Source organism: Pseudomonas sp. PS1(2021) (genome assembly GCF_020405165.1).
GTDB lineage: Bacteria > Pseudomonadota > Gammaproteobacteria > Pseudomonadales > Pseudomonadaceae > Pseudomonas > Pseudomonas aeruginosa.
The window spans coordinates 5,693,571-5,714,728 of sequence record NZ_CP084484.1; the positions used below are offsets into that span (position 1 = coordinate 5,693,571).

19 protein-coding genes are annotated in these 21,158 nt (G+C 62.8%); 1 reads left to right on the top strand and 18 read right to left on the bottom strand.

Going from position 1 to position 21,158, the window contains the following annotated elements:
- Nucleotides 1-461 precede the first annotated feature (461 nt).
- Nucleotides 462-1,838 (top strand): L-serine ammonia-lyase, encoded by a 1,377-nt coding sequence (locus tag LE197_RS27110; RefSeq protein ID WP_057386712.1) that lies wholly within the window; start codon nt 462-464, stop codon nt 1,836-1,838.
- A gap of 846 nt (nt 1,839-2,684) precedes the next feature.
- Here the strand turns inward: LE197_RS27110 and herA are convergent.
- The 18 genes from herA to LE197_RS27200 all read right to left on the bottom strand — a co-directional run bounded on the left by herA (nt 2,685) and on the right by LE197_RS27200 (nt 21,133).
- Nucleotides 2,685-4,424, bottom strand: coding sequence for an anti-phage-associated helicase HerA (herA, locus tag LE197_RS27115; protein WP_060494917.1), 1,740 nt, complete (start codon nt 4,422-4,424; stop codon nt 2,685-2,687).
- Between the two features lie 9 nt (nt 4,425-4,433).
- Nucleotides 4,434-5,684 carry a DUF4297 family anti-phage-associated protein gene (locus LE197_RS27120; RefSeq protein WP_043154937.1) on the bottom strand — a complete coding sequence of 417 codons (1,251 nt, stop codon included), beginning with the start codon at nt 5,682-5,684 and terminating at the stop codon, nt 4,434-4,436.
- 157 nt (nt 5,685-5,841) lie between these two features.
- Nucleotides 5,842-6,060 (bottom strand): DUF2274 domain-containing protein, encoded by a 219-nt coding sequence (locus LE197_RS27125; RefSeq protein WP_043154934.1) that lies wholly within the window; start codon nt 6,058-6,060, stop codon nt 5,842-5,844.
- Entirely contained in the window at nt 6,057-7,334 is a 1,278-nt protein-coding gene (locus tag LE197_RS27130) for a TrbI/VirB10 family protein (protein WP_060494918.1), read from the bottom strand. Before LE197_RS27130 ends, LE197_RS27125 begins: the two co-directional genes overlap by 4 nt.
- Before the next feature lie 2 nt (nt 7,335-7,336).
- Complete coding sequence (trbG, locus tag LE197_RS27135) at nt 7,337-8,338, bottom strand: P-type conjugative transfer protein TrbG (RefSeq protein ID WP_169898573.1); 1,002 nt, start codon at nt 8,336-8,338, stop codon at nt 7,337-7,339.
- Complete coding sequence (gene trbF, locus LE197_RS27140) at nt 8,335-9,039, bottom strand: conjugal transfer protein TrbF (protein WP_034074286.1); 705 nt, start codon at nt 9,037-9,039, stop codon at nt 8,335-8,337. The genes trbG and trbF overlap by 4 nt, the downstream gene beginning before the upstream one ends.
- A gap of 17 nt (nt 9,040-9,056) precedes the next feature.
- Nucleotides 9,057-10,451, bottom strand: a complete 1,395-nt coding sequence (gene trbL, locus LE197_RS27145) for a P-type conjugative transfer protein TrbL (protein WP_226033750.1) — start codon at nt 10,449-10,451, stop codon at nt 9,057-9,059.
- On the bottom strand, nt 10,448-10,762 hold the full coding sequence (locus tag LE197_RS27150) for a hypothetical protein (protein WP_043154922.1): 315 nt from the start codon (nt 10,760-10,762) through the stop codon (nt 10,448-10,450). Before LE197_RS27150 ends, trbL begins: the two co-directional genes overlap by 4 nt.
- Before the next feature lie 12 nt (nt 10,763-10,774).
- Nucleotides 10,775-11,518, bottom strand: coding sequence for a P-type conjugative transfer protein TrbJ (gene trbJ, locus LE197_RS27155; RefSeq protein WP_060494920.1), 744 nt, complete (start codon nt 11,516-11,518; stop codon nt 10,775-10,777).
- Nucleotides 11,515-13,965, bottom strand: coding sequence for a conjugal transfer protein TrbE (trbE, locus tag LE197_RS27160; protein ID WP_226033751.1), 2,451 nt, complete (start codon nt 13,963-13,965; stop codon nt 11,515-11,517). The genes trbJ and trbE overlap by 4 nt, the downstream gene beginning before the upstream one ends.
- Nucleotides 13,966-13,977: 12 nt before the next feature.
- Complete coding sequence (locus LE197_RS27165) at nt 13,978-14,247, bottom strand: VirB3 family type IV secretion system protein (RefSeq protein ID WP_003462917.1); 270 nt, start codon at nt 14,245-14,247, stop codon at nt 13,978-13,980.
- A complete protein-coding gene (locus LE197_RS27170) occupies nt 14,244-14,630 on the bottom strand; it encodes a TrbC/VirB2 family protein (RefSeq protein ID WP_003462919.1) in 387 nt (128 codons plus the stop codon). Before LE197_RS27170 ends, LE197_RS27165 begins: the two co-directional genes overlap by 4 nt.
- Nucleotides 14,627-15,697, bottom strand: coding sequence for a P-type conjugative transfer ATPase TrbB (gene trbB, locus LE197_RS27175; protein ID WP_003462920.1), 1,071 nt, complete (start codon nt 15,695-15,697; stop codon nt 14,627-14,629). The genes LE197_RS27170 and trbB overlap by 4 nt, the downstream gene beginning before the upstream one ends.
- Entirely contained in the window at nt 15,694-16,182 is a 489-nt protein-coding gene (locus LE197_RS27180) for a ribbon-helix-helix protein, CopG family (RefSeq protein WP_003462937.1), read from the bottom strand. The genes trbB and LE197_RS27180 overlap by 4 nt, the downstream gene beginning before the upstream one ends.
- Nucleotides 16,179-18,185, bottom strand: coding sequence for a conjugal transfer protein TraG (locus LE197_RS27185; RefSeq protein ID WP_226033752.1), 2,007 nt, complete (start codon nt 18,183-18,185; stop codon nt 16,179-16,181). The genes LE197_RS27180 and LE197_RS27185 overlap by 4 nt, the downstream gene beginning before the upstream one ends.
- Before the next feature lie 235 nt (nt 18,186-18,420).
- Nucleotides 18,421-18,687, bottom strand: a complete 267-nt coding sequence (locus LE197_RS27190) for an EexN family lipoprotein (RefSeq protein WP_026031985.1) — start codon at nt 18,685-18,687, stop codon at nt 18,421-18,423.
- Nucleotides 18,688-18,689: 2 nt separating this feature from the next.
- Complete coding sequence (locus LE197_RS27195) at nt 18,690-19,634, bottom strand: LysR family transcriptional regulator (RefSeq protein WP_003462948.1); 945 nt, start codon at nt 19,632-19,634, stop codon at nt 18,690-18,692.
- A 14-nt stretch (nt 19,635-19,648) separates the two neighbouring features.
- Complete coding sequence (locus tag LE197_RS27200; RefSeq protein WP_003462950.1) at nt 19,649-21,133, bottom strand: MFS transporter; 1,485 nt, start codon at nt 21,131-21,133, stop codon at nt 19,649-19,651.
- Nucleotides 21,134-21,158 lie beyond the last annotated feature (25 nt).

Here is a 21,158-nt window from a genome sequence, read left to right on the forward strand (position 1 = left end):
CGAACTCCTCTGCAGGGTAAGGCGCCGGCGCTACCCCGAAGGGCGCGGCGGTCTGTCTGTATCGGGCCGACCGGTAGCGGCCCTCAGCGGGCAATTCGTGAACGATCATGAAACAGGACGCATCCGTCGCCTACAGGGTGGGTCGCAACCAGTGCAGGCGGGGTCGCATTCAGTACCCGCTGTGTCGCATTCAATCATAGTGGTCTTTGCCGGCGACCAGCGGATGCCGTTTTCGGAGCGGCGCGAGCCCGTTCTCATTCCGACGCCGTGCAGGTGCAGACGCCCCTCGGCCGCAGAGGTTCCCCGATCCGGGCGCGGACGCGGCGCTTTTGGACATGGCCGGGTCGGTGGCGGATGCGGCCCGCCCCGGGGAAAGCCCGATGATGCGCAGGAATCGCGGGCGGAGGAGCCGCCACCCCCACTACGCAGGCACGGATGCCGCGGCAATCCCGGAGGCCGGCATGGCTATCAGTGTGTTCGACCTTTTCAAGATCGGTATCGGCCCGTCCAGTTCGCATACCGTCGGCCCCATGCGCGCCGCCGCGCTGTTCACCGCTGCCCTGCGCCAGCGCCAGGCGCTGTCGGCGGTGCGGCGTCTCGAAGTGCGCCTGTATGGCTCGCTGTCCGCCACCGGCGTCGGCCACGGCACCGATCGCGCGGTGATCATGGGCCTGATGGGCGAATGGCCGGATCGTATCGACCCGACCCAGATCGCCCCACGCATGGCCGCGCTGCTCGATAGCGGCCTGCTGCAACTGGACGGCCGCGTGGCGGTACCGTTCGACTGGGTGCGCGACATGCGCCTGCTCGACGAGAACCTGCCCTACCACCCCAACGCCATGACCCTGGTCGCCTACAGCGAGCAAGGCGAACTGCACCAGGAGACCTACTACTCGGTGGGTGGCGGCTTCGTGGTCGATGCGGCACAGGCCGCCTCGGGACAGCTCGACCAGGACCACACGGTGCTGCCCTACGACTTCTCCAGCGCCGAGGAACTGTTGCTGCTGTGCAAGCGCCACAACCTGCGGGTATCCGAGCTGATGCTGGCCAACGAACGCATCTGGCGCAGCGAGACCGACATCCGCGAAGGCCTGCGGCGCATCTGGCAGGCGATGCGCGATTGCGTCGACAACGGGTTGCGCAACGAAGGCATCCTTCCCGGCGGGCTCAACGTGCAACGCCGCGCCGCGCGCCTGCACCGCAACCTGCAGGAGATCGGCAAGCCCAACGTGATCGGCTCGACCCTCAGCGCCATGGAATGGGTCAACCTGTTCGCCCTGGCGGTGAACGAGGAGAACGCCGCCGGCGGGCGCATGGTCACCGCGCCCACCAACGGCGCGGCGGGGATCATCCCGGCGGTGCTGCACTACTATATGAAGTTCAATCCCGACGCCCAGGACCGCGACGTCGTCGACTACCTGCTGGCCGCCGCCGCGGTGGGCATCCTGTGCAAGAAGAACGCCTCGATCTCCGGCGCCGAGGTCGGCTGCCAGGGCGAGGTCGGCTCGGCCTGCGCGATGGCCGCCGCCGGATTGGCGGAAGTCCTCGGCGCCACCCCGGCGCAGGTCGAGAACGCCGCCGAGATCGGCCTGGAGCACAACCTCGGGCTGACCTGCGACCCGGTCGGCGGGCTGGTCCAGGTGCCCTGTATCGAGCGCAACGCGATCGCCGCGGTGAAGGCCATCAACGCGGCGCAAATGGCCTTGCGCGGCGACGGCCAGCATTTCATCTCGCTGGACAAGGTGATCCGCACCATGCGCGACACCGGTGCCGACATGCACGACAAGTACAAGGAAACCTCGCGCGGGGGCCTGGCGGTGAACGCCATCGAGTGCTGAACCGGAATTGCTCACGAAACGATCGAGACGCCACTTTTTGGCGCATATGACGCGTGACCGGGCGGTCGTCATCCGTCACACTGCGGAGTAACGGCTCGCCGCCCGTCGTTACCTTTGTCGCCACGGCCGCTGCCCCGCCTTCTCGCCGGGGGCCGCCCTGGTGCTACCGAAATGCCCAGGCGCGCGGCGCGCCGCCAGCCGTCGCCCATGCTGTCGTTGTGCCAGGTCGAGTGGAAATACCGGGCTAAAGCCTTCCGGCTTTTTTGATTGAACGCCCAATCAATATAGGCATGGCATTTGCCTTGCTCTGGTTACAAGCAACGCCGACGGCGTGGCCCAAGCAGCCACCCGGAAATTCCAACAATCATAAAAAATGGCCGGCGTCAAGCCCTTCGTGCAAATCGCACGGGGCTTGAAATCATATACAGGCCAATAGGTTAGCCGTGTTTCGCGCCGCTTGCGGGTGATGCGGGGCTGTGGGCTGGGAGCCACATGAGAGCTTTGAGAAAGCAAGCCACATCGCGCTGCGGCGGTGAAAAAACTCAGAGATTGCGAGCCTATTCGTCATAGCATCTGATTCTTTCACGCACCTAAAAAAACAAGGCACAACAGAAAGTGCAATAGAAGACTGCCGCTTTCGCCCCAAAGCGGAACTTCACAGGCTGATTCACAATGTCCGGTGAAGGATGGTTGCTGCCCTTCAACTCAACAAGGCCAATGACTGCTGCCACTCAAAGCAGTCATTGCATTGAACCTTCTTTGCAAGTTCGTTTTGCACCGTGGTATTGCCACAACTAGGGTTTTGGGTAGTTCGCCTCAAACTTAATTTGTGCAACGATGTCTCCATCATCCTCGCCAGTTATCTGCACGCTTTTTGAAGTCGATCTCCTTCCACTCCGCTTTCCAGAGCGTGAGATATTTCACGTCACTAGAAGAGGGTTCGGGGTGGCATTTTTCCACATACACGACGCACGGCATGATGACGGCGTCCCCGATCAGAAGCGCCTCCCCTTGTTCCAGCGCGGGCATGCCTTCGGTCAAATTGCCAAGCGTATCCGGCAGTAGTCGGCGGACATAGCTTTGATCATCGGGGTTGGTAAGACGCATTGCCAAGAAGTTGGAGCATTGCGAAAAGATAGTCTCTGATATTTCAGATGGTCGCTGACTCGAAATCAGAAGGCTGATCCCGTACTTTCGTCCTTCTTTGGCAATGCGTTCGATTGCAGCCAAGGAGGCCTTGTAGCGGGCAAGACCGCTCTTTGGCGCGTATTTGTGCGCTTCCTCATACACCATCAGGAACGGCTGCTCTGTTTTACTCTCCACGCGACGAGCGTAGTAGCAAAAATCGAACATAAGGCGGGAGATCAGCGAAACGGTAATGCTGAGCAGTTCAAAGGGAATGCCGCTGAGGTCGATGATTGTGACATTCGACTCGCCTCCCGCCTTGTAGCCGGTAAACTGTTCAAGTACCTGCTCTAGGGTCGCAGCTTTGGCCTTCGCACCGAATATGAAGTCAAGCCGAGAGTTCGAGATTTTTGATCTAATCCGCCGCTCAAATTTGTCGATGCTGCCGTCGGCATAGGGGCCCTTGTTGATTTTACTCCGTTCCGGAGCAGCGAACTCGCGCAAAGCCTTGCAATAGTGCTCCAGCTGACCCTCAACATCATCGAACGTTTCGGTCGTACCATCCTTAAACTTGATATGCAGCGAGTTTTCAGCGTCTTTTGTTTCCCGCGTCAGGTTGCGGAAAGCGTTCGCTACGTGCTGAATGTCATATCGAAGCGGACTGTCGAAGTTGACCTTTTCGACAGCAGGATTGCTGATCTTCTTGGCAATGGTCACCACAGATCGTAGCAGCGACTCCTGATTGTAGTTGTTATTGTCGCCGGACTCTAGGAACATGTCCTCCATCTCGTCTTCGTTGAGAAGCCAATATGGCAGGACGAGGTCATCGACAGTGATGATATTCGCCTTTGGAAAAGCCGTAGCATATTCGGAATGAAGATCGAATATTAGGATATGAGAGTTGTTGAGACCTTGGTATTCGCCGCTTTTAGCAGATACCGCTTTCTGCAGAACTGACGTCACACTCGACGATTTTCCCGATCCCGAAGCACCGACGACGGCAATATGTTTATTGAAGAACCTGTCGCCATGAACAGGTACGACGATATCACGTTGCCTAGTCAGTGACGAAAAGCAAAAGCGGTCTTCAGCGGCATAGCAGTCTGCATAGATAGCTGCGATTTCCGCTTTCGTTGCCGGGACGACCTTCTTTGGCGGAATGGCGAGTTCGTCACCACCGCGATTGAACTTTCCATCTTTAAGGGTCCCGAGGGGATAGGAATCAATCATATAAACGCGTTTGTGGTCACTGATACCGTCGCCTTTCACCTCTTTCATCTCGATTGAAAAGCTTTCGATGATGCAGATAAGAGAAACGTTGTCATTGTCCGAGACTTTGAGAAAAGACCCAACACGAAGAGACTCCCCCGCTGCTTGAAAGTTCAAAAGATCATCGACGGCCACACGAACCTTGTTGGGGTAAACGGCGACAACCTCGGCATTGGCGACTTCCTCAGTCATAGTTCGTCCTCAGATAATTTTATTGATTGTGGAGATGCTGCTAACGGGGATCGAATACATCCGACTCTTTGGACCCGGCATAGCCATGGCTGCTGGGCGTTCCAGGAAGAAATCATAGATGTGGCACAACTTCCGTCCCACTCCGTTGAGAGCTTCCAGCAGTTGGTCAACGTCTTCGACAAAACGAATTTCGATCTGGTGTACTTCGGTCTGCGGGCTCTGAACGTGATCGTTGCGAAAGGGCGATCCGCGATATGGGTAACCGTCTACGAAAACGGTTCCAGTATCGAAAAGCTCATTTTTTACTTGCAAGATGAGTGTTTCATCCGCGCCGCGTAGCAGGATGAATGGCGCGTAGCGCTCGGAATTCTGGATGCGGCGCTTTTTAGCAGAACTCCAATTATTACCAATTGCTCTGAGTTGGTCGCAGATGACCGAGCCGTCAGTCGCCCCATCACATTCGATGATGAAAACACGGGCGATTCCTGCGCCGTTCGTGAGCGAGAAGTACAGGCGTTTAATATGCTTCGCGTACTCGCTTGCATCCTTCTCCCGGAGAAGCCAACGATTATGGATAGCTTGAGCACCTTTGAGCAGTTCCTGCAGATCACGACGGGTGACCTTACGGTCGTTGTGATCTTTTTTGGTGGCAAGTGTTGCGATGTAGTCGAAGGCCATTGGATAGTGAAAACCTTCGGCCTCAACCCCTGAGACGCTTTGGTTTTTCCGTATTGCCTCAATGACGAGCCTGCGATGTTCAGAAAATTCCTTCGAGATTTGTATGCTGAAGCTCTTGCAGAACGCCTCAATTAGCCTATCTGGCGCGGCCATGCCGTCGAGCAAAGACTTCTTTTCGTAGGATTTTGTACCGTCAGCGGCCTTCACTTCCTTTCGGTATTCCATCACCGACTTGAAGCGCTCGACGGAAAGCTCACCAATATCGATCTTTACTTCTGAAAAGTGCCCGTACAGCAGGTATTTTCGGCCTGCCCGCTGTGCTTCTTCGAGCCCGTGGAAATGAACAAAGAGCTTATGCAGGGGGGCACGCAGTACCGAGTCTGTCAGGTTCTGCTCCGCGTAGTACTTCACCTGGCCGTAAATGACGCTTTCATCGGTGTAGCGGTCGAAGTCTTCAATTCCCTCGATAACGATTTCATCGCTCAGGTCCGCGTTTAGGATTTCGAGCAAGGCAGCGTCAAGTTGGTAAAAATACCCTCTGATCGAAGCTGTCGCTTCGCGTTTCTTGTCTACCTCCAGCATCCTCGCCTCCAAATTAATCCCTTTTGGCATGATAGGAAAACAAGAGAAAGCTGATCGTCAGCAGTCGCTGCAAAACAGACCTTCAATTGTATTTTTTGAACTTTTGCACCTGGCCAATAGCGGACATTATAGAATTTTGCGCATATTTTTGTTACTTCTACCCATCTCCCTTTCTAAACCCACGATCCCCCGCCATGAACGCCTCCAGCATGTGCGGGATCAGCGTAGTGGCATCCACCGCCTCGCCATACGCCTGCGCGTGCAGCGCAGCGTAACGATCGAGGTCGGCTTTCAGGCTGGCCGGGCAAGAGAAGGTCAGCTTCGTGACTTCATGGCGAGGCAGAGGGCCAAGCCGCAGTTTTTTGGTCGTGTTCATCGCGAAGTCCCTTTGTTGAAAAAGAGCGGCTGATAGGGCCGCAGCACCAGATCGCGGTTGACGATGATGCGCACCGGCAAGCCCGGGCGGCTGGTCAGTGTGGGCTGGATGTTGAGGTTGCGCCGGGTCACCTCCTGGCCGACCTGGTTCACGGTGTCCTGCAGGCTGTCGCGCCCAGCGATGATGACGCGATCGCCATCCTGACGGTTCTCCGGCGCGGCCAGTTCGGCTCCCACACCCAGCAGCGTGGTCAGCACGGCCCCTGCAAAGATCCGATCCCAGTGCCAGTCCACGTCGTCTTCCAGGCCGGCATAGCCCGCCGGGTCGGTGCCGACCAGGTTGTCGAGCGTGAGCGAAGACGTGTCCGGCAGGGTGATGCGGTTCCACACCACTTGCACGCGGCTCTGGCCGTAACTGACCTGGCTGTTGTATTTGCCCAAGATGCGCGAACCCTGAGGGATCAGCAGGAACTTGCCGGTGGCCGTGTCGTAGATCGGTTCCGTCACCGTGGCGATCACGTCGCCAGGCAGGTCGGATTTGATGCCCGTGACCAGTGCCCCGGCAATGACGGTTCCAGCCATCACCTGATACGGCGAGGTGGGCATTTGCAGGTTGCCGGAGTTACGGGTTTCCGTAGAGCCGCCTGCCAGGAACGCCTCTTTCTGGTCTTGCCGGTTCTGCACGGCAGTCGGATCAGCAGGCTGGGCCGCCGTCGAGGCCGGGCCAGCGGCCAGCGGATCGAAAGCGGCATTGGCGGCAAAGCCCGGCGCGGCAGCGACCTGCGACTGCGCCACGGGCGCGGCCTGCGGGGAGCCGGTACGGAAGAACACCGATGAAGCTGCCGCCGCTTCTTCTTCCTTGCGCAGCGCATCGTTGGGGTCGTAGCCGGGCGCGGCATAGGTGGCGGCGACAGGCTGCTGCGAGTTCACGATGGCCGGGCCAAGATCGCCCGGCAGCGGTGGCCCCAGTTCCGGCACGTCAAGCGGCAGCGCTGGCAGCTTGGAATAGTCTGTCGGCAGCGCATCCAGCCCTTCAGACTTCGACACGCGATCCACGTTGTACAGCTCGGTGGATTCGCCCGCGCCGCGTTGCTGCGGTTGCAGCGACCAGATCAGTGCGCCCATCACGCCAACCGACAAGCCGCCGGCGAGGATCGCCAGCGTGCGCCGGTTCAGGCGCGTGACCGGGCGTGGTTGGGCGCGCAGCGCCACCGCCTCGGGTGCCACCTTGTCCACCTGCGGCGCGGCAAGGTCGGGAGTATCTTCCTGGCTCATGATCAGTTCCTCCCACTCCTTGATACGACGCCATCGGTGCGCTCGATGCGCACCACGTCGCCCTTGTCAGCCCCCAGGCGCAGTTCGGCCGCACCGAACAGCCGATCCACGATGTAGTACGGCGAGCGGAAGCGGTAATTGACCAGTTGCCCATCGCCCTGAGCACCGATCACGAACAGCGGCGGCAACTCACCCTGGGCGATGCCCGCCGGAAACTGGATATAGACCTTCTCGCCATCATCGAAGGCCCGCAGCGGCTTCCACGGCGGATTGCTGCCGCTGATCGCGTAGCGAAAGCGGATGTTCTCCAGCGACAGGCCCGCATCGATTGGCGCGGCAGCGTTGGCAGCCTGTGCCTGGCGCTGCAAGGCCAGCATCCGATCCTTGGGGTAGTCCCAGGACACCGACGCCATCCATGCCTTGTCGGTCGAAGTCAGTTCCAGCAGGTACGTCCTGCGGCTGGTGGTGATGACGAGATTGGTCTTCAAGCTGGAACGGATAGGTTTGACCAGCACATTGACGCGCAGCTCGGCACCGCTGCCGCTGGAGGTGTCACCCACGATCCAGCGCACGGTATCGCCCGCAGCCACCGTCACCAGTTCCTCGCCGGGCTGGAGCGCGATCACAGTCACGCGGCCTACGGACGCATAGACCTGGTAAAGCGCACCATCGGTGAACGGCCAGACTTGAATCGCATTGACATAGCCCTCACGGGTCGGCGCGATCCGTGCTTCGGCATTAGCGCGGGAGACGCGCACCTTCTCGTCGGCGGACTCCGGCGTGGTCGGGGCCGCATCAACGTCCGGCAGCGGCTTCAACTGTGCGGGCAGTGCTAACGGCTCCGGCACCGCCACGACCTCGATGGGCGTGGGCGGCTCGGGCAATGGCTGCGCCTGCACCGGCTCATCAAGCGAGATCACCGGCGGCGGTTTGCCCTGCGTGGCGCAGCCCGCAAGGCCCAGAAGGATCAACGGCAAAGCGTAAAAACGGAAAGGCACACTCATGGCTTTACTCCTTCAGAAGAATCCAGTTCACGGCTCCACGACAGGCCATTGACGTAGATGCCCAGTGGGTTGCGGCGCAGGCGTTCTTCGGTGCGCGGGGTCTGCTGCACGATGGACACCACCGCCGTCCATCGCTCCAACCCGGCAGCCGCGCCATTGACGTAACGGCGTTCCGTCCAGCGCACGTTGAACGACGCATCGCTGGCACGAACCACACTGGTGATCTGCACCGTCACCGATTCCTTGCCGATGCGGGCGAACGGGTCATTGGTGCGCGCATAGTCGTTGAGTACCGCCGCGCCCCGGTCAGTGGTGTAGTCGTAGGCATCGAGCCAGTTCTGGCGCACAACGATTGGGTCGATGGACAGCGAGCGCACCAGCGTCACGAAGCGCGCGATGTGGTGCGCCGTCTGCGCATCGGTGGGCCGGTACGGCGTGGCCGCTTCGCCCACGGTGCGCACCTGACCGGACTGATCCACCTCGATGACATAGGGCGTGACGATGGACTGGGCCGAGCGCCACACCAGGCCACCGGCCATCAGCAGCGCGAGCACCAGGCAGCCGAAGGCCATCAGTCGCCAGTTCTTCGCCTGCACACGGGCTGAGCCGATACGCTCGTCCCAGACCTGCGCAGCAGCTTGATACGGAGTGGCAGGCTGCGGCGTATCGGCATAGCGCACCTGCGGTCGTTTGAATCGCATGGAGTTCTCCTTGAAAGTCAGCTATCGGAATCGCGCAGGCTCGGGCCTTGGCCCGAACCGCCGCCGTCGCCACCGCGCAGCGTGTGCGCGGCCGTGGTGGTGGCCTGGGTGAGTTGTTGGCGGCGTTGCAGGCGCTTGGCCCAACCGGGTTGTTCCTGCTTCTGCGCGTTGGCCGTGTCGCCAGCGGCGTCCCCTGTGGTGATCTGCCCGGAACTGGCAGCGCCACCGCCGGAACCACCATCGGTGCCGGAGCCTTGCCAGCCTGCTTTGAATGGCGCGGCAGCCTTGGCTGCCGCCGCTTTGATGCCTGCACCGGCGCGTTGGCCTGCCGCCTGTGCGCCGCCCTTGGCGACACTGCCCAGCCCTGCCATCGCGCCTTTGGCTCCGCCGCCCGCAGCGGCAGAACCGGCCTGGAAAGCCGACTTCGCGCTGCCCGCCGCCGAAGTAGCGGCCCGCGCGCCAGCCCCGGCGAGCTTGGCGGCAGCCGGTGCCATGCGCGCCCCGGCCATCACTGCACCGCCCACGCCGGTGGCGGCGGCACCTACGGCAACCGCCGCGCCTGCGGCACCAATCGCAGCACCGGCCATCGCGCCTGCGCCAAGCTGCGGTGCGCCGGATACCAGGCCCGTGGCAATGCCCGGCCCGAAGATTCCCAACGCCAGCAGCGTGAGCGAGGCCAGCATGATGACCACCGCATGGTCGATGGACGGCTCGGCTGGATGCACCTGGAACTCGGCGAACAGGCCCGAGCCAATGCCGACGATGACGGCCAGCACCAACACCTTGATGCCCGAGGACACCACGTTGCCCAGCACCTTTTCGGCAAGAAAGCTGGTCTTGTTCCACAGCGCGAACGGCACCAACACGAAGCCCGCGAGCGTGGTCAGCTTGAACTCGATCAGCGTGATGAAAAGCTGGATCGCCAGCACGAAGAAGCACAGGATCACCACCGCCCAGGCCAGGAACATGACCACGATGGGCGTCATGTTCACGAACACCTCGGGGAAGCCCGCCATGTCACTGATCTGCTCAAGGATCGGCGCGGCTGCGTCGATGCCGGTCTTGGCCAGGCGTCCCGGTTGCAGGAATTCGCCCATGCTCATCGTCGAGCCGCTGGCCGTCAGGCCCAGGCCTGCGAACGAGCGGAAGACGATGCTGGCCAGCCAGTTGAAGTTGTTGATGATGTAGGCGAAGGCGCCGACGTAAAGCACCTTGCGCAGCAGTTTGGCGATCACATCATCGCCCTGGCCGGTGGCGTGGCTCATCGCCCAGTACAGCCCGGCGATGGTCATGTCGATGACGATCAGCGTGGCGGTAAGGAACGCGACTTCGCCCTGCAGCAGCCCAAAGCCCGAGTCGATGTAGCGCGAGAAGGTAGCGAGAAATCGGTCGATCACTGTCACGTCGTTCATGGCACGTCCCTCTCGAAGGGCATGGCGTCCTGGTCACTGGCGGGCGTGTCGAAGCTCGGCGGGATCGGCGGCAGATCGGCCAGTGTGCGGAACTCGTCAGGCCCGGTTTCACCGGAGAAGAAGCGCCGCCGGAAGGCTTCAGCCGCTACCAGGCAAGCGTCTTCGCCTGCCGTCGTCCTGTCGGCTGCACACTGCGCACGCAAAGCCTTGAGTCGCACGGGATCGGCGGCCAAGGCAGCGGCCAGGTCGTCGGTCGGCTGCTGGCTGCAAGCAACCAGCAGCACGGGCAGCAGCAAGAAAGCGCATCGCATGGCCGTCTCCCTTCAGTTGCCGTAGAAATCCACGCGCAGCGGCGTGTAGGGCGTGCCATCACCCAAGAAGCGGCGCGTCACTTCACGGCCACGTTCGACAGCCGCCGCCTGGCGTGCCAGTTCCAGCGCTGCGGCGCGTTCCTGCGTGATCTGGAGCTGCTGCGCCTGGATGGACTGCTTGGCCTGCAAGGCCAGAAGCTGGTTGGTCGCCTGCATGGCTTGCAGCGCGCCGGTGGCGGACTGGCTCTGGCTCACGAGGTCGGCCAATGCGCTTTCGTCTTGCGCCAAGTTCTGCGACACCTGCGCCTGCATCCGCATCGCGGTGTGCAGGCCGTTCAGCGTGTTCTTCCAGCGCTCCTGCGCGTCGCGCAGCATCTGGTCGCCGCTGACGGTCGCGGCGTACTGCTCCGGGTACAGCCGGGCGAAGGTGGCATCCATGCTCTGCACGTCGTAGGCCAGGCCGCGAGCCTCGGCGATCAGCCGCTCGGTGGTCGCCAACGTCGAGCGCAGGCGATTGACGATGTTGAAGTCCAGATTCGCCAGATTGCGCGCCTGGTTCATCAGCATCTGCGCTTCGTTCTGAAGCTGGTTGATCTGGTTGTTGATCTGCTCCAGCGTGCGCACGGCGGTCAGCGTGTTCTGCACGAAGTTGGACGGGTCGAACACCGTCAGCGCGGATGCAGGCTGTGAGGCCAGCAGCGATACCGACAGCACGGCGGCGAGCGAGACGGACAGCAAACGGGGTTGGGTCTTCATGGTGAAACCTCCGGTCGTTGAGAAGCGAGGAAGGACGCTGCTGCCGGTGAGGACGGCAGCAGGTCGGCGGCCCAATCGAGGCCGCGATGGCGCAACCAGGCACCGGCGAAGCCCGGTGTGCCTGCCTCCAGCAGCACGCGATCCATGTCACGTTGGTCTTGCGGGGTGGATGCACCCGCGAAGGCCAGCGTGGCTGGCCCCAGGTCGAGGTCGAACAGGCGATTTCCCAGGCGTGATTGGTAGTAGTAGTCGCGCTTGGGCTGCGCGGTCGCCACGATCTCGATCTGGCGCGAGTTCAGCCCGAAGCCTTCGTAGATCGTGCGGATCTGCGGCTCGGTGGCCTGCGGATTTGGGAGAAAGATCCGACTGGCGCAGCTTTCGATCACTGCCGGGGCAATGCTCGAATCCTTGATGTCGGCCAGCGACTGGGTGGCAAAGATGACGCTGACATTCTTCTTGCGCAGCGTCTTGAGCCACTGGCGAATGCGGGCGGCGAACACCGGGTCATCAAGGAACAACCAGGCTTCATCAAGGATCAGCAGCGTGGGCGCGCCGTCGAAGCGTTCATCGAAGCGGGCGAACAGGTAGCCCAGCACAGCCAGCACCGCCGCCTTGCTGTGCATCAGCTCTTCCATCTCGAAGCCCTGCACGCTGCCGGAACCCAGCCGGTCGGCATCGGCGTCCAGCAGCTTGCCGTGGGCACCGCCCAGCACATAGGGCGCGAGCGCCTGGCGCAGTGCGTTCGATTGCAGCAGCACCGACAGGCCCGTCAGCGTGCGCTGCTCCACCGGTGCACCGGCGAGGCTGCCCAGTGCCGACCAGATCGCGGCCTTCTCGTCCGGGCCGATGGCGACACCTTCATGCAACAGGCGGCCTTCCACCCATTCGGCCGCCCAGGTGCGGTAGCCCTCGTGGTCGATGCGGGCCAATGGCTGGAAAGCAATCGCCCCGTCATTGCCCAGGTCGTAATGCTCGCCGCCGAGTCCCAGGATGGTGGCGCGCATCGAGCGGCCCATATCGAAGGCGAAGATGCGTGAACCGGGATAACGGCGGAACTGCATCGCCAGCGTGGCGAGCAGCACCGACTTGCCCATGCCGGTCGGCCCCGCGACCAGCGTGTGGCCCACGTCGCCGATGTGCGTCACCAGCCGAAACGGCGTCGCGCCATCGGTGCGGGTGACAATCAGCGGCGGGCCATCCAGATGCGCGTTCTTCTCTGGGCCGGCCCACACGGCAGACAGCGGCATCATGTGCGCCAGGTTCAGCGTCGAGACGATGGGCTGGCGCACATTCGCGTAGGCGTTACCGGGAATGGACGACAGCCAGGCATCCACCGCATTCAAGGTTTCAGGGATGGTGACGAAGCCGCGCCCCTGAATGACGCGCTCCACCATGCGCAGCTTTTCATCAGCTACGGCGGCATCCGTGTCCATGACGGTGACGGTGGCCGTCAGGTAGCCGAAAGACACCTGATCGCTTCCCAGCTCCTGCAAGGCGGCATCGGCATCGGCGGCCTTGTTGTTGGCGTCGGTATCAACCAGCGGGCTTTCCTGCTGGAATACGGTTTCGCGCAGCAGCGCGACGACGTTCTTCCGTTTGGCGAACCATTGGCGGCGGAGGCGGCCGAGTTCTTTTTCTGCCTCGGCTTTGTCCAGGCACAAAAAGCGCGTGCTCCAGCGGTAGCCAAAGCCCAGGCGGTTGAGGTCGTCGAGAATCCCCGGCCAGGTCGAGGTCGGGAAGCCCCGCACCGACACCACGCGCAGGTGCTGGTCGCCCAACATGGGAGCCAGACCACCGACCAGCGCCGAATCGGCCAGCAGCGCGTCGAGGTGGAAAGGCACTTCGGGCACGGCCAACCGGTAGCGTCGCGTCGAGACCGTGGCGTGCAGGTAGGTCAGCGTCTGCGCGTCATCCAGCCAGGCGATTTCCGGCATCACGCCATCGAGCAGGTCGAAAACCCGATCGGTTTCCGCCACGAAGGCATCGAGTCGGCCCCGCCAGTCCACGCCATCGCCCGGCGCATGCTCGTAGAGCAGCTTGGCCGCACGGGCGCGCGATTCCTCCGGCGGCAGGTAGGCCAGGGTCAGGTGATAGGCGCTTTCATAGTGATGGCCAGATTCCTCGAAGGCCGCGCGACGTTCTTCTTCCACCAGCCAAGATAGCGGTTCGGGAAACTCGGAACGTGGATAGCCCGCCGCTGCACGACGCTCGGCCTCGATGAACAAGGCCCAGCCTGAACCCAGGCGGCGCAATGCGTTGTTCAGCCGCGCCGACGTGGCGATCAGCTCGCCTTGCGTGGCGCTGTCCAGATCCGGCCCACGAAAGCGGGCCGTGCGCTGGAACGAGCCATCCTTGTTCAGCACCACGCCCGGCGCGATCAGCCCGGCCCAGGGCAACCAATCGGCCAGCAGCGCGGGCCGCTGGCGGTATTCGGCAAGGTTCAGCATGTCGGTTTCTCCCTATGCGTCCAGCAGCGGCTTGTGCTTGATGTGCCGGGCGAAGACCTGCATGAACTGCGGATCGACACGCGCACCCCAGACCGCCAGCGAATGGCCTGCGATCCACAGCACCACACCGGGAATCCAAAGCTGCAGGCCCAGCCCGACGGCGGCGGCCAGCGTGCCGTTGGCGATTGCCACGGTGCGCGGCGCACCGCCCAGCAAGATCGGCTCGGTCAGCGAGCGATGCAGCGGCACTTCAAAGCCCGGAAGATCTGTGGCCGTGCTCATACGACGGCCCCACCTGAGAAGCTGAAGAACGACAGGAAGAAGCTCGAAGCCGCGAAGGCGATGGACAGGCCGAAGACGATCTGGATCAGCTTGCGAAAGCCGCCACTGGTATCGCCGAAAGCCAACGCCAGGCCGGTGGCGATGATGATGATCACCGCGACGATGCGGGCGACTGGCCCCTGGATGGATTCGAGAATGGATTGCAGGGGACCTTCCCACGGCATCGAGGAACCGGCGGCCTGCGCAGTACCCGCCAGCAACAACATCAACACGGCGAGTAGCAGCCCTTGCCCTGCGGGTCGGGCCAGGCGGCGCAACCGCGCCATGCTGGACAGGCGAGAAAACGGATTTACGGAAAGACGGAAAGCATCAACGTGCGTCATGGCAGTTCTCCAGGTTGGTCAGTGGTCAGGGAAGGCGCAGCGGCAGCGGCTGCAAGAGGAACCGGCGGCAACTCGGGAAGCGGCGCTTCCAGTGCATCCGCCAGGCGGTAGCCCGCGCCGTCGAAACCGACGACGCGAGAAATGGTTTCGACGTGGCGTTTGCGGCCACGGCCTGCGATGTGGATCACCACATTGACCGCCTCGGCGATCAGGGCGCGGGGCGGATTCACCGCGACTTCAAGGATCAGTTGCTCTAGGCGCAGCAGTGCGCCCAAGGCAGAGCCGGCATGGATGGTGGCGATGCCACCGGGGTGGCCCGTGCCCCAGACCTTCACCAGATCCAGAGCTTCGCCGCCGCGCACTTCGCCGACGATCACGCGATCCGGGCGCAGCCGCATCGTGGCGCGCACCAGTTCCTGCATCGACACCACGCCTGCGTGGGTGCGCAGCGGCACATGGTCACGGGCCGCGCATTGCAGTTCGATGGTGTCTTCGAGCACCAGTACGCGGTCGCCGGTGGCGGCGATCTCGGCCAGCAAGGCATTCGCCAGTGTGGTCTTGCCGGTACTGGTGCCTCCGGCGATCAGGATGTTCTGCCGCTCACGCACGGCATGACGCAGGAACTCGGCCTGCCCTGCGCTCAGGATGCCGTCGGCCACATAGCGATCCAGACCGATGATGCTCACGGCACGCTTGCGCAGCGCAAAGGCCGGGCCGGGTGCGGCGGGCGGCAGGATGCCCTCGAAGCGTTCGCCGGTTTCTGGCAGTTCGGCGGTCAAGAGCGGTTGGCCGCGATGCACCTCCGCGCCGACATGGGCGGCGACCAGGCGGATGATGCGTTCGCCATCGGCCTCGGGCAGTTCGACGCCCAGCGGTGCGCGGCCAGAGGACAGCCGATCCACCCACAATGTCCGGTCGGGGTTGAGCATCACTTCCACTACGTCCGGGTCTTCCAGCGCGGCGGCAATCACCGGCCCCATCGCCGTGCGCAGCATCTGGATGCGGCGATCCTGGGACGCCGCAGCGGATGAACGCGGTTCGGGCGGGATTTGAGGAACGGCACTCATGGCGTACGCTCCGCTGTGCGTTCATGGGCGGCTACCATCGCCGCCGCGTCATCCATGCGCATGCCGAACTCACGATCTTGGGAGTGCAGCTCTTCCACCACGTCGCGCACCAAGCTGCGGCCACGCAGCAGGTGGCGGCCCAACTGTTCGACGAATTGCTCGAAGCGCGCCTTGCCCTGGGCGCGGGCTGCATCCTGATGGGCTTCGGGCACCGGCGTGCTGACGGTCAGGAAGTAGCGGATGAACAACGCCAGCGTTTCTATCTGGATGTTCTGATCACGCTCCAGACGCTCGGCCTGCCGCGACAGGCGGTCCAGCCGTTTGGCGATGGCGGCCTCGCGCTGGTCGCCCGCGTCTGGCGACAGCCAGGACGCCAGCGCCGCCGCGACGATGGACGACTTGGACACGCCTTTCTTGGCGGCCAGTTCATCGAGCCGCTTGGCGTGCTCATGCTGGATGAACAGGTTCAATCGGTATTGGCTCATAGGTCGATTCCGTCGTTGGGGTCGAGAGATGCCAGCCGCGCCGTGCGTTGCAGAGCGGGATCGAGCTGGCCGGGAAGCAGCTGGGGCATGTCGTCGTCATCGAGCAGCGACAGATCGCTGGTCGTGGCATCCATCTCGGGGGCATAGGCGATGGCTTCGGACAGTTCGGGCTGACGGCGGGGGCCGCCGTCATCGGTCGAACCCAGGGTCTCCAGGTCATCGGCGAATGCCGTGGCCGGTGCCGCAGGAACCGCAGGTATTGCCAGGTCGCTCCAGTCGTCAGGTCGTACCGGCGGCACATCGGCATAGCGGCCTGCTGCCACCGCAGGCGGCGGTAATACCCGTTGCTTGAAATTGGCGTCGGCGAAGTAGCGCAACTTCTTCGCCTTGATCGGCGCGACGCTGGACACCATCACCACCGCCTCATCGGTCGGTAGCTGCATCACTTCGCCTGGCGTCAGCAGCGGACGTGCCGTTTCTTGGCGCGACACCATTAGATGGCCGAGCCACGGTGCGAGCCGGTGGCCTGCGTAGTTGCGCTGGGCGCGCAACTCAGTGGCCGTGCCCAAGGTTTCGGAAATGCGTTTGGCCGTGCGTTCGTCGTTGGTGGCGAAGGTCACACGCACATGGCAGTTGTCCAGAATCGAATGGTTCTGGCCGTAGGCTTTGTCGATCTGGTTGAGCGACTGGGCGATCAGGAAGCTACGGATGCCATAGCCCGCCATGAAGGCCAGCGCCGTCTCGAAGAAGTCCAGCCGACCCAGCGCTGGGAACTCGTCGAGCATCAGCAGTAGCTTGTGGCGGCGCTCGATGCCGTCGGAGCCATCCAGCGATTCGGTGAGCCGTCGCCCGATCTGGTTGAGGATCAGCCGGATCAGCGGCTTGGTGCGGCTGATGTCCGAAGGTGGCACCACCAGATACAGCGACACCGGATACTCGGATGCGATCAGGTCGGCGATGCGCCAGTCACAGCGCGAGGTGACTTCGGCCACCGTCGGATCGCGGTACAGGCCGAGGAAGGACATGGCGGTGCTCAACACGCCCGAGCGTTCGTTGTCCGACTTGTTCAGCACTTCTCGGGCAGCGGATGCGACGATCGGGTGAGGTGCATCACCCAGGTGCTTGGTCGTCATCATCCGATGCAAGGTCAGCTCGAAAGGACTGGCCGGGTCGGAGAGGAAATTAGCAACGCCGCGCAGCGTCTTGTCCTCGCCGGCATAGAGCACGTGCAGGATGGCCCCGACCAGCAGCGCGTGCGAAGTCTTCTCCCAGTGATTGCGCTTCTCCAGCGCGCCTTCGGGATCGACCAGGATGTCCGCGATGTTCTGCACGTCGTGCACTTCATGCGCGCCGCGCCGGACTTCCAGCAGTGGGTTATAGGCTGCCGACTTCGCATCGGTAGGGTTGAACAGCAGGCAATGCGAGAAGCGCGAGCGCCAGCCTGCTGTGATCTGCCAGTTCTCGCCTTTGATGTCGTGGATGACTGCGGACGCGGGCCAGGACAGCAGCGTCGGCACCACCAGGCCTACGCCCTTGCCCGAGCGCGTGGGCGCGAACGTCAGGACGTGTTCCGGGCCTTCATGGCGCAGGTACTGCCCGGCATGCAGGCCGAGAAAGACACCAGCAGGCTGCGTGAGCCCGGCCTTGCGAATGTCGGCGGCATTGGCCCAACGTGCCGAGCCATAGGTCGTGACCAGGCGCGATTGCCGCGAGCGCCACACCGACATGGCGATGGCGACCGCCACGGCCAGTAGGCCGCTGCCCGCCGCGATCATGCCGCCAGTGTCGAAGACCTGCGGCGCGTAGGCGTCGAAGAAGAACCACCACTCGAACAGCTTCCACGGGTAATAGACCGGCGTGCAGTACAAGTCGAACCAGGGCGAGCCCAGGCGTAGCTGATAGCCCAATGCGGCGGCTGTCCATTGCGTGGCACCCCACACACCGGCGATCACAATGCCGAACACGGCGGCGATCTGCCCGAACAACACACCCTGAGCTTGCATACCCTGGCCTCCGATTTCTCCTGCGCTGATTCCCCGTGGAAAACGCGGCACAAAGGCGTGCCGCAGGCGTCAGGGTCGGTGTCGGTTCAGTGCCGGTCAAAGACCGTTATCGGCAGTAAGGTGATACAAAAAGCATGGTTTCATGCAGGGACGAAACCAGTAAAAACGCCGCAGGCTTGAGCGCGCTGCGGCGTGTCGAGAAAGAAAGTCAGGATATGCGGCAAACCGCCAACGGTCAGAACTTCGGCGGCGTCTCCGATGGCGTGTAAGGCACCTTGCCGTCTCCGAAGAAGCGCTTGTTCGTTGCTTCGGCCACGCGGTTGCACAGCACATCGCCCATCGTCGGACGCTCGGTCTTGCATTGGCGGCGCAGCTCCTTCAAGCGTTCAGGGGCGGCAGCCAGTTCTTCGACGGTAGGCACATTGGCTTGCTGTTTCGGCGGCTCGGACGGTCCGCAGGCCGTAAGTGCAGCAACCAACAAGAACGGGGTAATCAGCTTCATGGTCATGGATCGTTGTCCTCCAGGGAGTCGGGTTCAACGGGTGATGTAGATCTGTAGCCTTCTGGTGATTCGATGGCCAACACGCGCTCGATGAAGCGCTCCAACACGTCCGAGGATTCGCCTTCCCGATGCAGCACATAGGTCGTCAGCATGGGCGCACGCCCCGCGAGTGGCCGGGCGACAACGCCGGATTCGCGGCTGGCCGCAATGTGCGGTGCTCCGGTGATCCCCAGCGCAAAGCCCGCTGATACCAGGGCCATCATCAAATCGCACGAAGACACACGCTCGGCAATCAGCGGTTCCGTGTCCGCCCGGCGTAGCACACGCTCGACCTGGCGCGCATGGCCTTCGCATGCTTGTGGATCGCACAGCACCAGAGGATGGCGCAGCACCTCTTCCAGCGGGATGCGTTTGTGCCTGAGCAGCGGATGCCGAGCAGGCACTGCCACCATCAGGGGATCACTCCAGACTGCTTGAGCCACGACGCCATCGCCCACTTCATCGGCCTGCGCGAAACCCACGTCGTACAGGTCGTCATGCAGCCCTTTGATCTGCTGAGACAACGGCACCTCGAACAGCCGGATCTCTACTTCGGGTTCCTCCTGCCGGCACAGCGCCAGCAACGCCGGCAGGCGCGAAGGCGTAATGCCGTCGGACAGGGCAATGCGCAATTGCCCATGAAAGCCGTTGGCCGCTGCCTGCACGCTGTCGCGGGCTTGCTGCAAGGCCGTGAAGATGCGCGGCACATGTTCCAGAAACAGCTTGCCCGCCCGTGTCAGCTGTGTGCTGCGGCTGGTGCGGATGAACAACTGTTCGCCCAGGTCTTCTTCCAGTTCCTTGATGGTGCGCGACAGCGGCGACTGCTCGATGTGCAGCCGCTCGGCGGCCCGGGCGAAGTGGAGTTCCTCTGCCACAGCCAGGAAACAGCGCAGATGCCGAAGCTCCATCGCGCGCCCTCCCGTCAGCCCGCTAACCGCTGCGTTCTCGCCAGCATCAGCAACAACACGCAGACCAGCAGGGCTGCACCGAGGTTGTAGAGCATGCCGGCCACGAAGGCCGAGGCGTACACGCCGGCCTGTGCGGCAACACTTTCATCGGCAGCCAGCGCCGCTGCGAACAGGATGCCGACCACGGCCACACCCAGCGCCGCACCGACCTGCTGCACGGTCGAGATCACGCCCGACGCCATGCCGGCCTGCGCTTCATCGACAAAGCCCAGCACCAGATTCAGCAGCGGCGTCATGATGAACCCTTGGCCAGCGCCAACCACGACCAGCACGGGGATCAGCCGCGCGGGCACCAGCTCCGCGCCAGCCATCCACACCTGTGCGATCAGCAGCCCGATGGACACCGCATAGACCATCGCACCCGCCACGATGGCCCGCGTCCCCCAGCGCGCCACCAAACGTGGCGCGGCCAGGGATGCCAGCACGAAGCCCACGCTGCACGGCGCGAAGATGCTGCCCGCCATGAAAGGGTCAAGTCCCAGTCCGGTCTGCACCAGCAAGGCGAAGCACAGGAAGAAGGAACTGGACGTGGAATAGACCAGCAGCACCAGCACCGCGCCCAGCGCGAAGCGGCGCTGGGCCAACAGGCGCATGTCCACCAGTGGCAAGCCGCCCGCCATACGCCGTTGCTCTTGCTGCCGATGGAACAGGGCCAGCAGCAGCACCGCCACACCTAGCGACAACAGGCTCCACGCCGGCCAGCCCTGCCCAGGCCCCTCGATCAGCGGCACCAGCAGCAACGTCAGCCCGGCGCTGACCAACGCCACGCCCATCCAGTCCAACGCCGGGCGCTGCGGTGCGCAGGACTCGGGGATGGTGCGTGCCGCCGCGATGGCGAACAGCCCAATGGGCACGTTGATGAGAAAGATACTGCGCCAGCCCAGGCCGAACAGATCGGCATGCACCAGCCAGCCGCCAAGCACCTGCCCGGCGATGGCCGCCAGGCCCAGCGTCATTCCCAGCAGGCCAAAGGCGCGGCGGCTGTCGTCACCGTCGAAGTTGACGCGGATGGACGCATAAACCTGTGGGAACAGCAAGGCGGCAGCCAGCCCTTGCAACACCCGCGCACCGATCAGGAATTCCGCGCTGGGCGCCAGCCCGCACAAGGCCGAGGCCAGCGTGAAGCCGGCCATGCCGGTGACGAACAGACGCCGTCTCCCGAACAGGTCGCCCAGCCGCCCGCCGGTAATCAGCAGCACGCCGAAGGCCAGTTCATAGCCAGCGACGATGAAGCCGATCTGCGCGAAGTTCGCGCCCAGATCGGCCTGCATGCTGGGAATGGCGACATTGACCACGAACAGGTCAAAGATCGTGACGAAACCGGCCAGCAGCAGCACGGATAAACCGAGCCACGGCGGGCCGCTGACGGCGCGCGCAGGCGGCGTCGAGAGGCAGGAATTCGAGTTCATCTTGCGTATCCAGGGTAAAGACGCGATCATTCTCAAACTCTTTTTAAACAATTAC

Excerpts from the sequence above, each read along its gene's own strand:
- trbB (WP_003462920.1), bottom strand. The coding sequence starts at position 15,697 with ATGAGTGCCGTTCCTCAAATCCCGCCCGAACCGCGTTCATCCGCTGCG.
- LE197_RS27185 (WP_226033752.1), bottom strand. The coding sequence starts at position 18,185 with ATGCAAGCTCAGGGTGTGTTGTTCGGGCAGATCGCCGCCGTGTTCGGC.
- trbG (WP_169898573.1), bottom strand. The coding sequence starts at position 8,338 with ATGAGTGTGCCTTTCCGTTTTTACGCTTTGCCGTTGATCCTTCTGGGC.
- LE197_RS27110 (WP_057386712.1), top strand. The coding sequence starts at position 462 with ATGGCTATCAGTGTGTTCGACCTTTTCAAGATCGGTATCGGCCCGTCC.
- herA (WP_060494917.1), bottom strand. The coding sequence starts at position 4,424 with ATGACTGAGGAAGTCGCCAATGCCGAGGTTGTCGCCGTTTACCCCAAC.
- LE197_RS27200 (WP_003462950.1), bottom strand. The coding sequence starts at position 21,133 with ATGATCGCGTCTTTACCCTGGATACGCAAGATGAACTCGAATTCCTGC.
- LE197_RS27130 (WP_060494918.1), bottom strand. The coding sequence starts at position 7,334 with ATGAGCCAGGAAGATACTCCCGACCTTGCCGCGCCGCAGGTGGACAAG.
- LE197_RS27170 (WP_003462919.1), bottom strand. The coding sequence starts at position 14,630 with ATGACGCACGTTGATGCTTTCCGTCTTTCCGTAAATCCGTTTTCTCGC.
- LE197_RS27190 (WP_026031985.1), bottom strand. The coding sequence starts at position 18,687 with ATGAAGCTGATTACCCCGTTCTTGTTGGTTGCTGCACTTACGGCCTGC.
- trbL (WP_226033750.1), bottom strand. The coding sequence starts at position 10,451 with ATGAACGACGTGACAGTGATCGACCGATTTCTCGCTACCTTCTCGCGC.
- LE197_RS27165 (WP_003462917.1), bottom strand. The coding sequence starts at position 14,247 with ATGAGCACGGCCACAGATCTTCCGGGCTTTGAAGTGCCGCTGCATCGC.
- LE197_RS27125 (WP_043154934.1), bottom strand. The coding sequence starts at position 6,060 with ATGAACACGACCAAAAAACTGCGGCTTGGCCCTCTGCCTCGCCATGAA.
- LE197_RS27120 (WP_043154937.1), bottom strand. The coding sequence starts at position 5,684 with ATGCTGGAGGTAGACAAGAAACGCGAAGCGACAGCTTCGATCAGAGGG.
- LE197_RS27180 (WP_003462937.1), bottom strand. The coding sequence starts at position 16,182 with ATGAGCCAATACCGATTGAACCTGTTCATCCAGCATGAGCACGCCAAG.
- LE197_RS27195 (WP_003462948.1), bottom strand. The coding sequence starts at position 19,634 with ATGGAGCTTCGGCATCTGCGCTGTTTCCTGGCTGTGGCAGAGGAACTC.
- trbE (WP_226033751.1), bottom strand. The coding sequence starts at position 13,965 with ATGCTGAACCTTGCCGAATACCGCCAGCGGCCCGCGCTGCTGGCCGAT.
- trbJ (WP_060494920.1), bottom strand. The coding sequence starts at position 11,518 with ATGAAGACCCAACCCCGTTTGCTGTCCGTCTCGCTCGCCGCCGTGCTG.
- trbF (WP_034074286.1), bottom strand. The coding sequence starts at position 9,039 with ATGCGATTCAAACGACCGCAGGTGCGCTATGCCGATACGCCGCAGCCT.
- LE197_RS27150 (WP_043154922.1), bottom strand. The coding sequence starts at position 10,762 with ATGCGATGCGCTTTCTTGCTGCTGCCCGTGCTGCTGGTTGCTTGCAGC.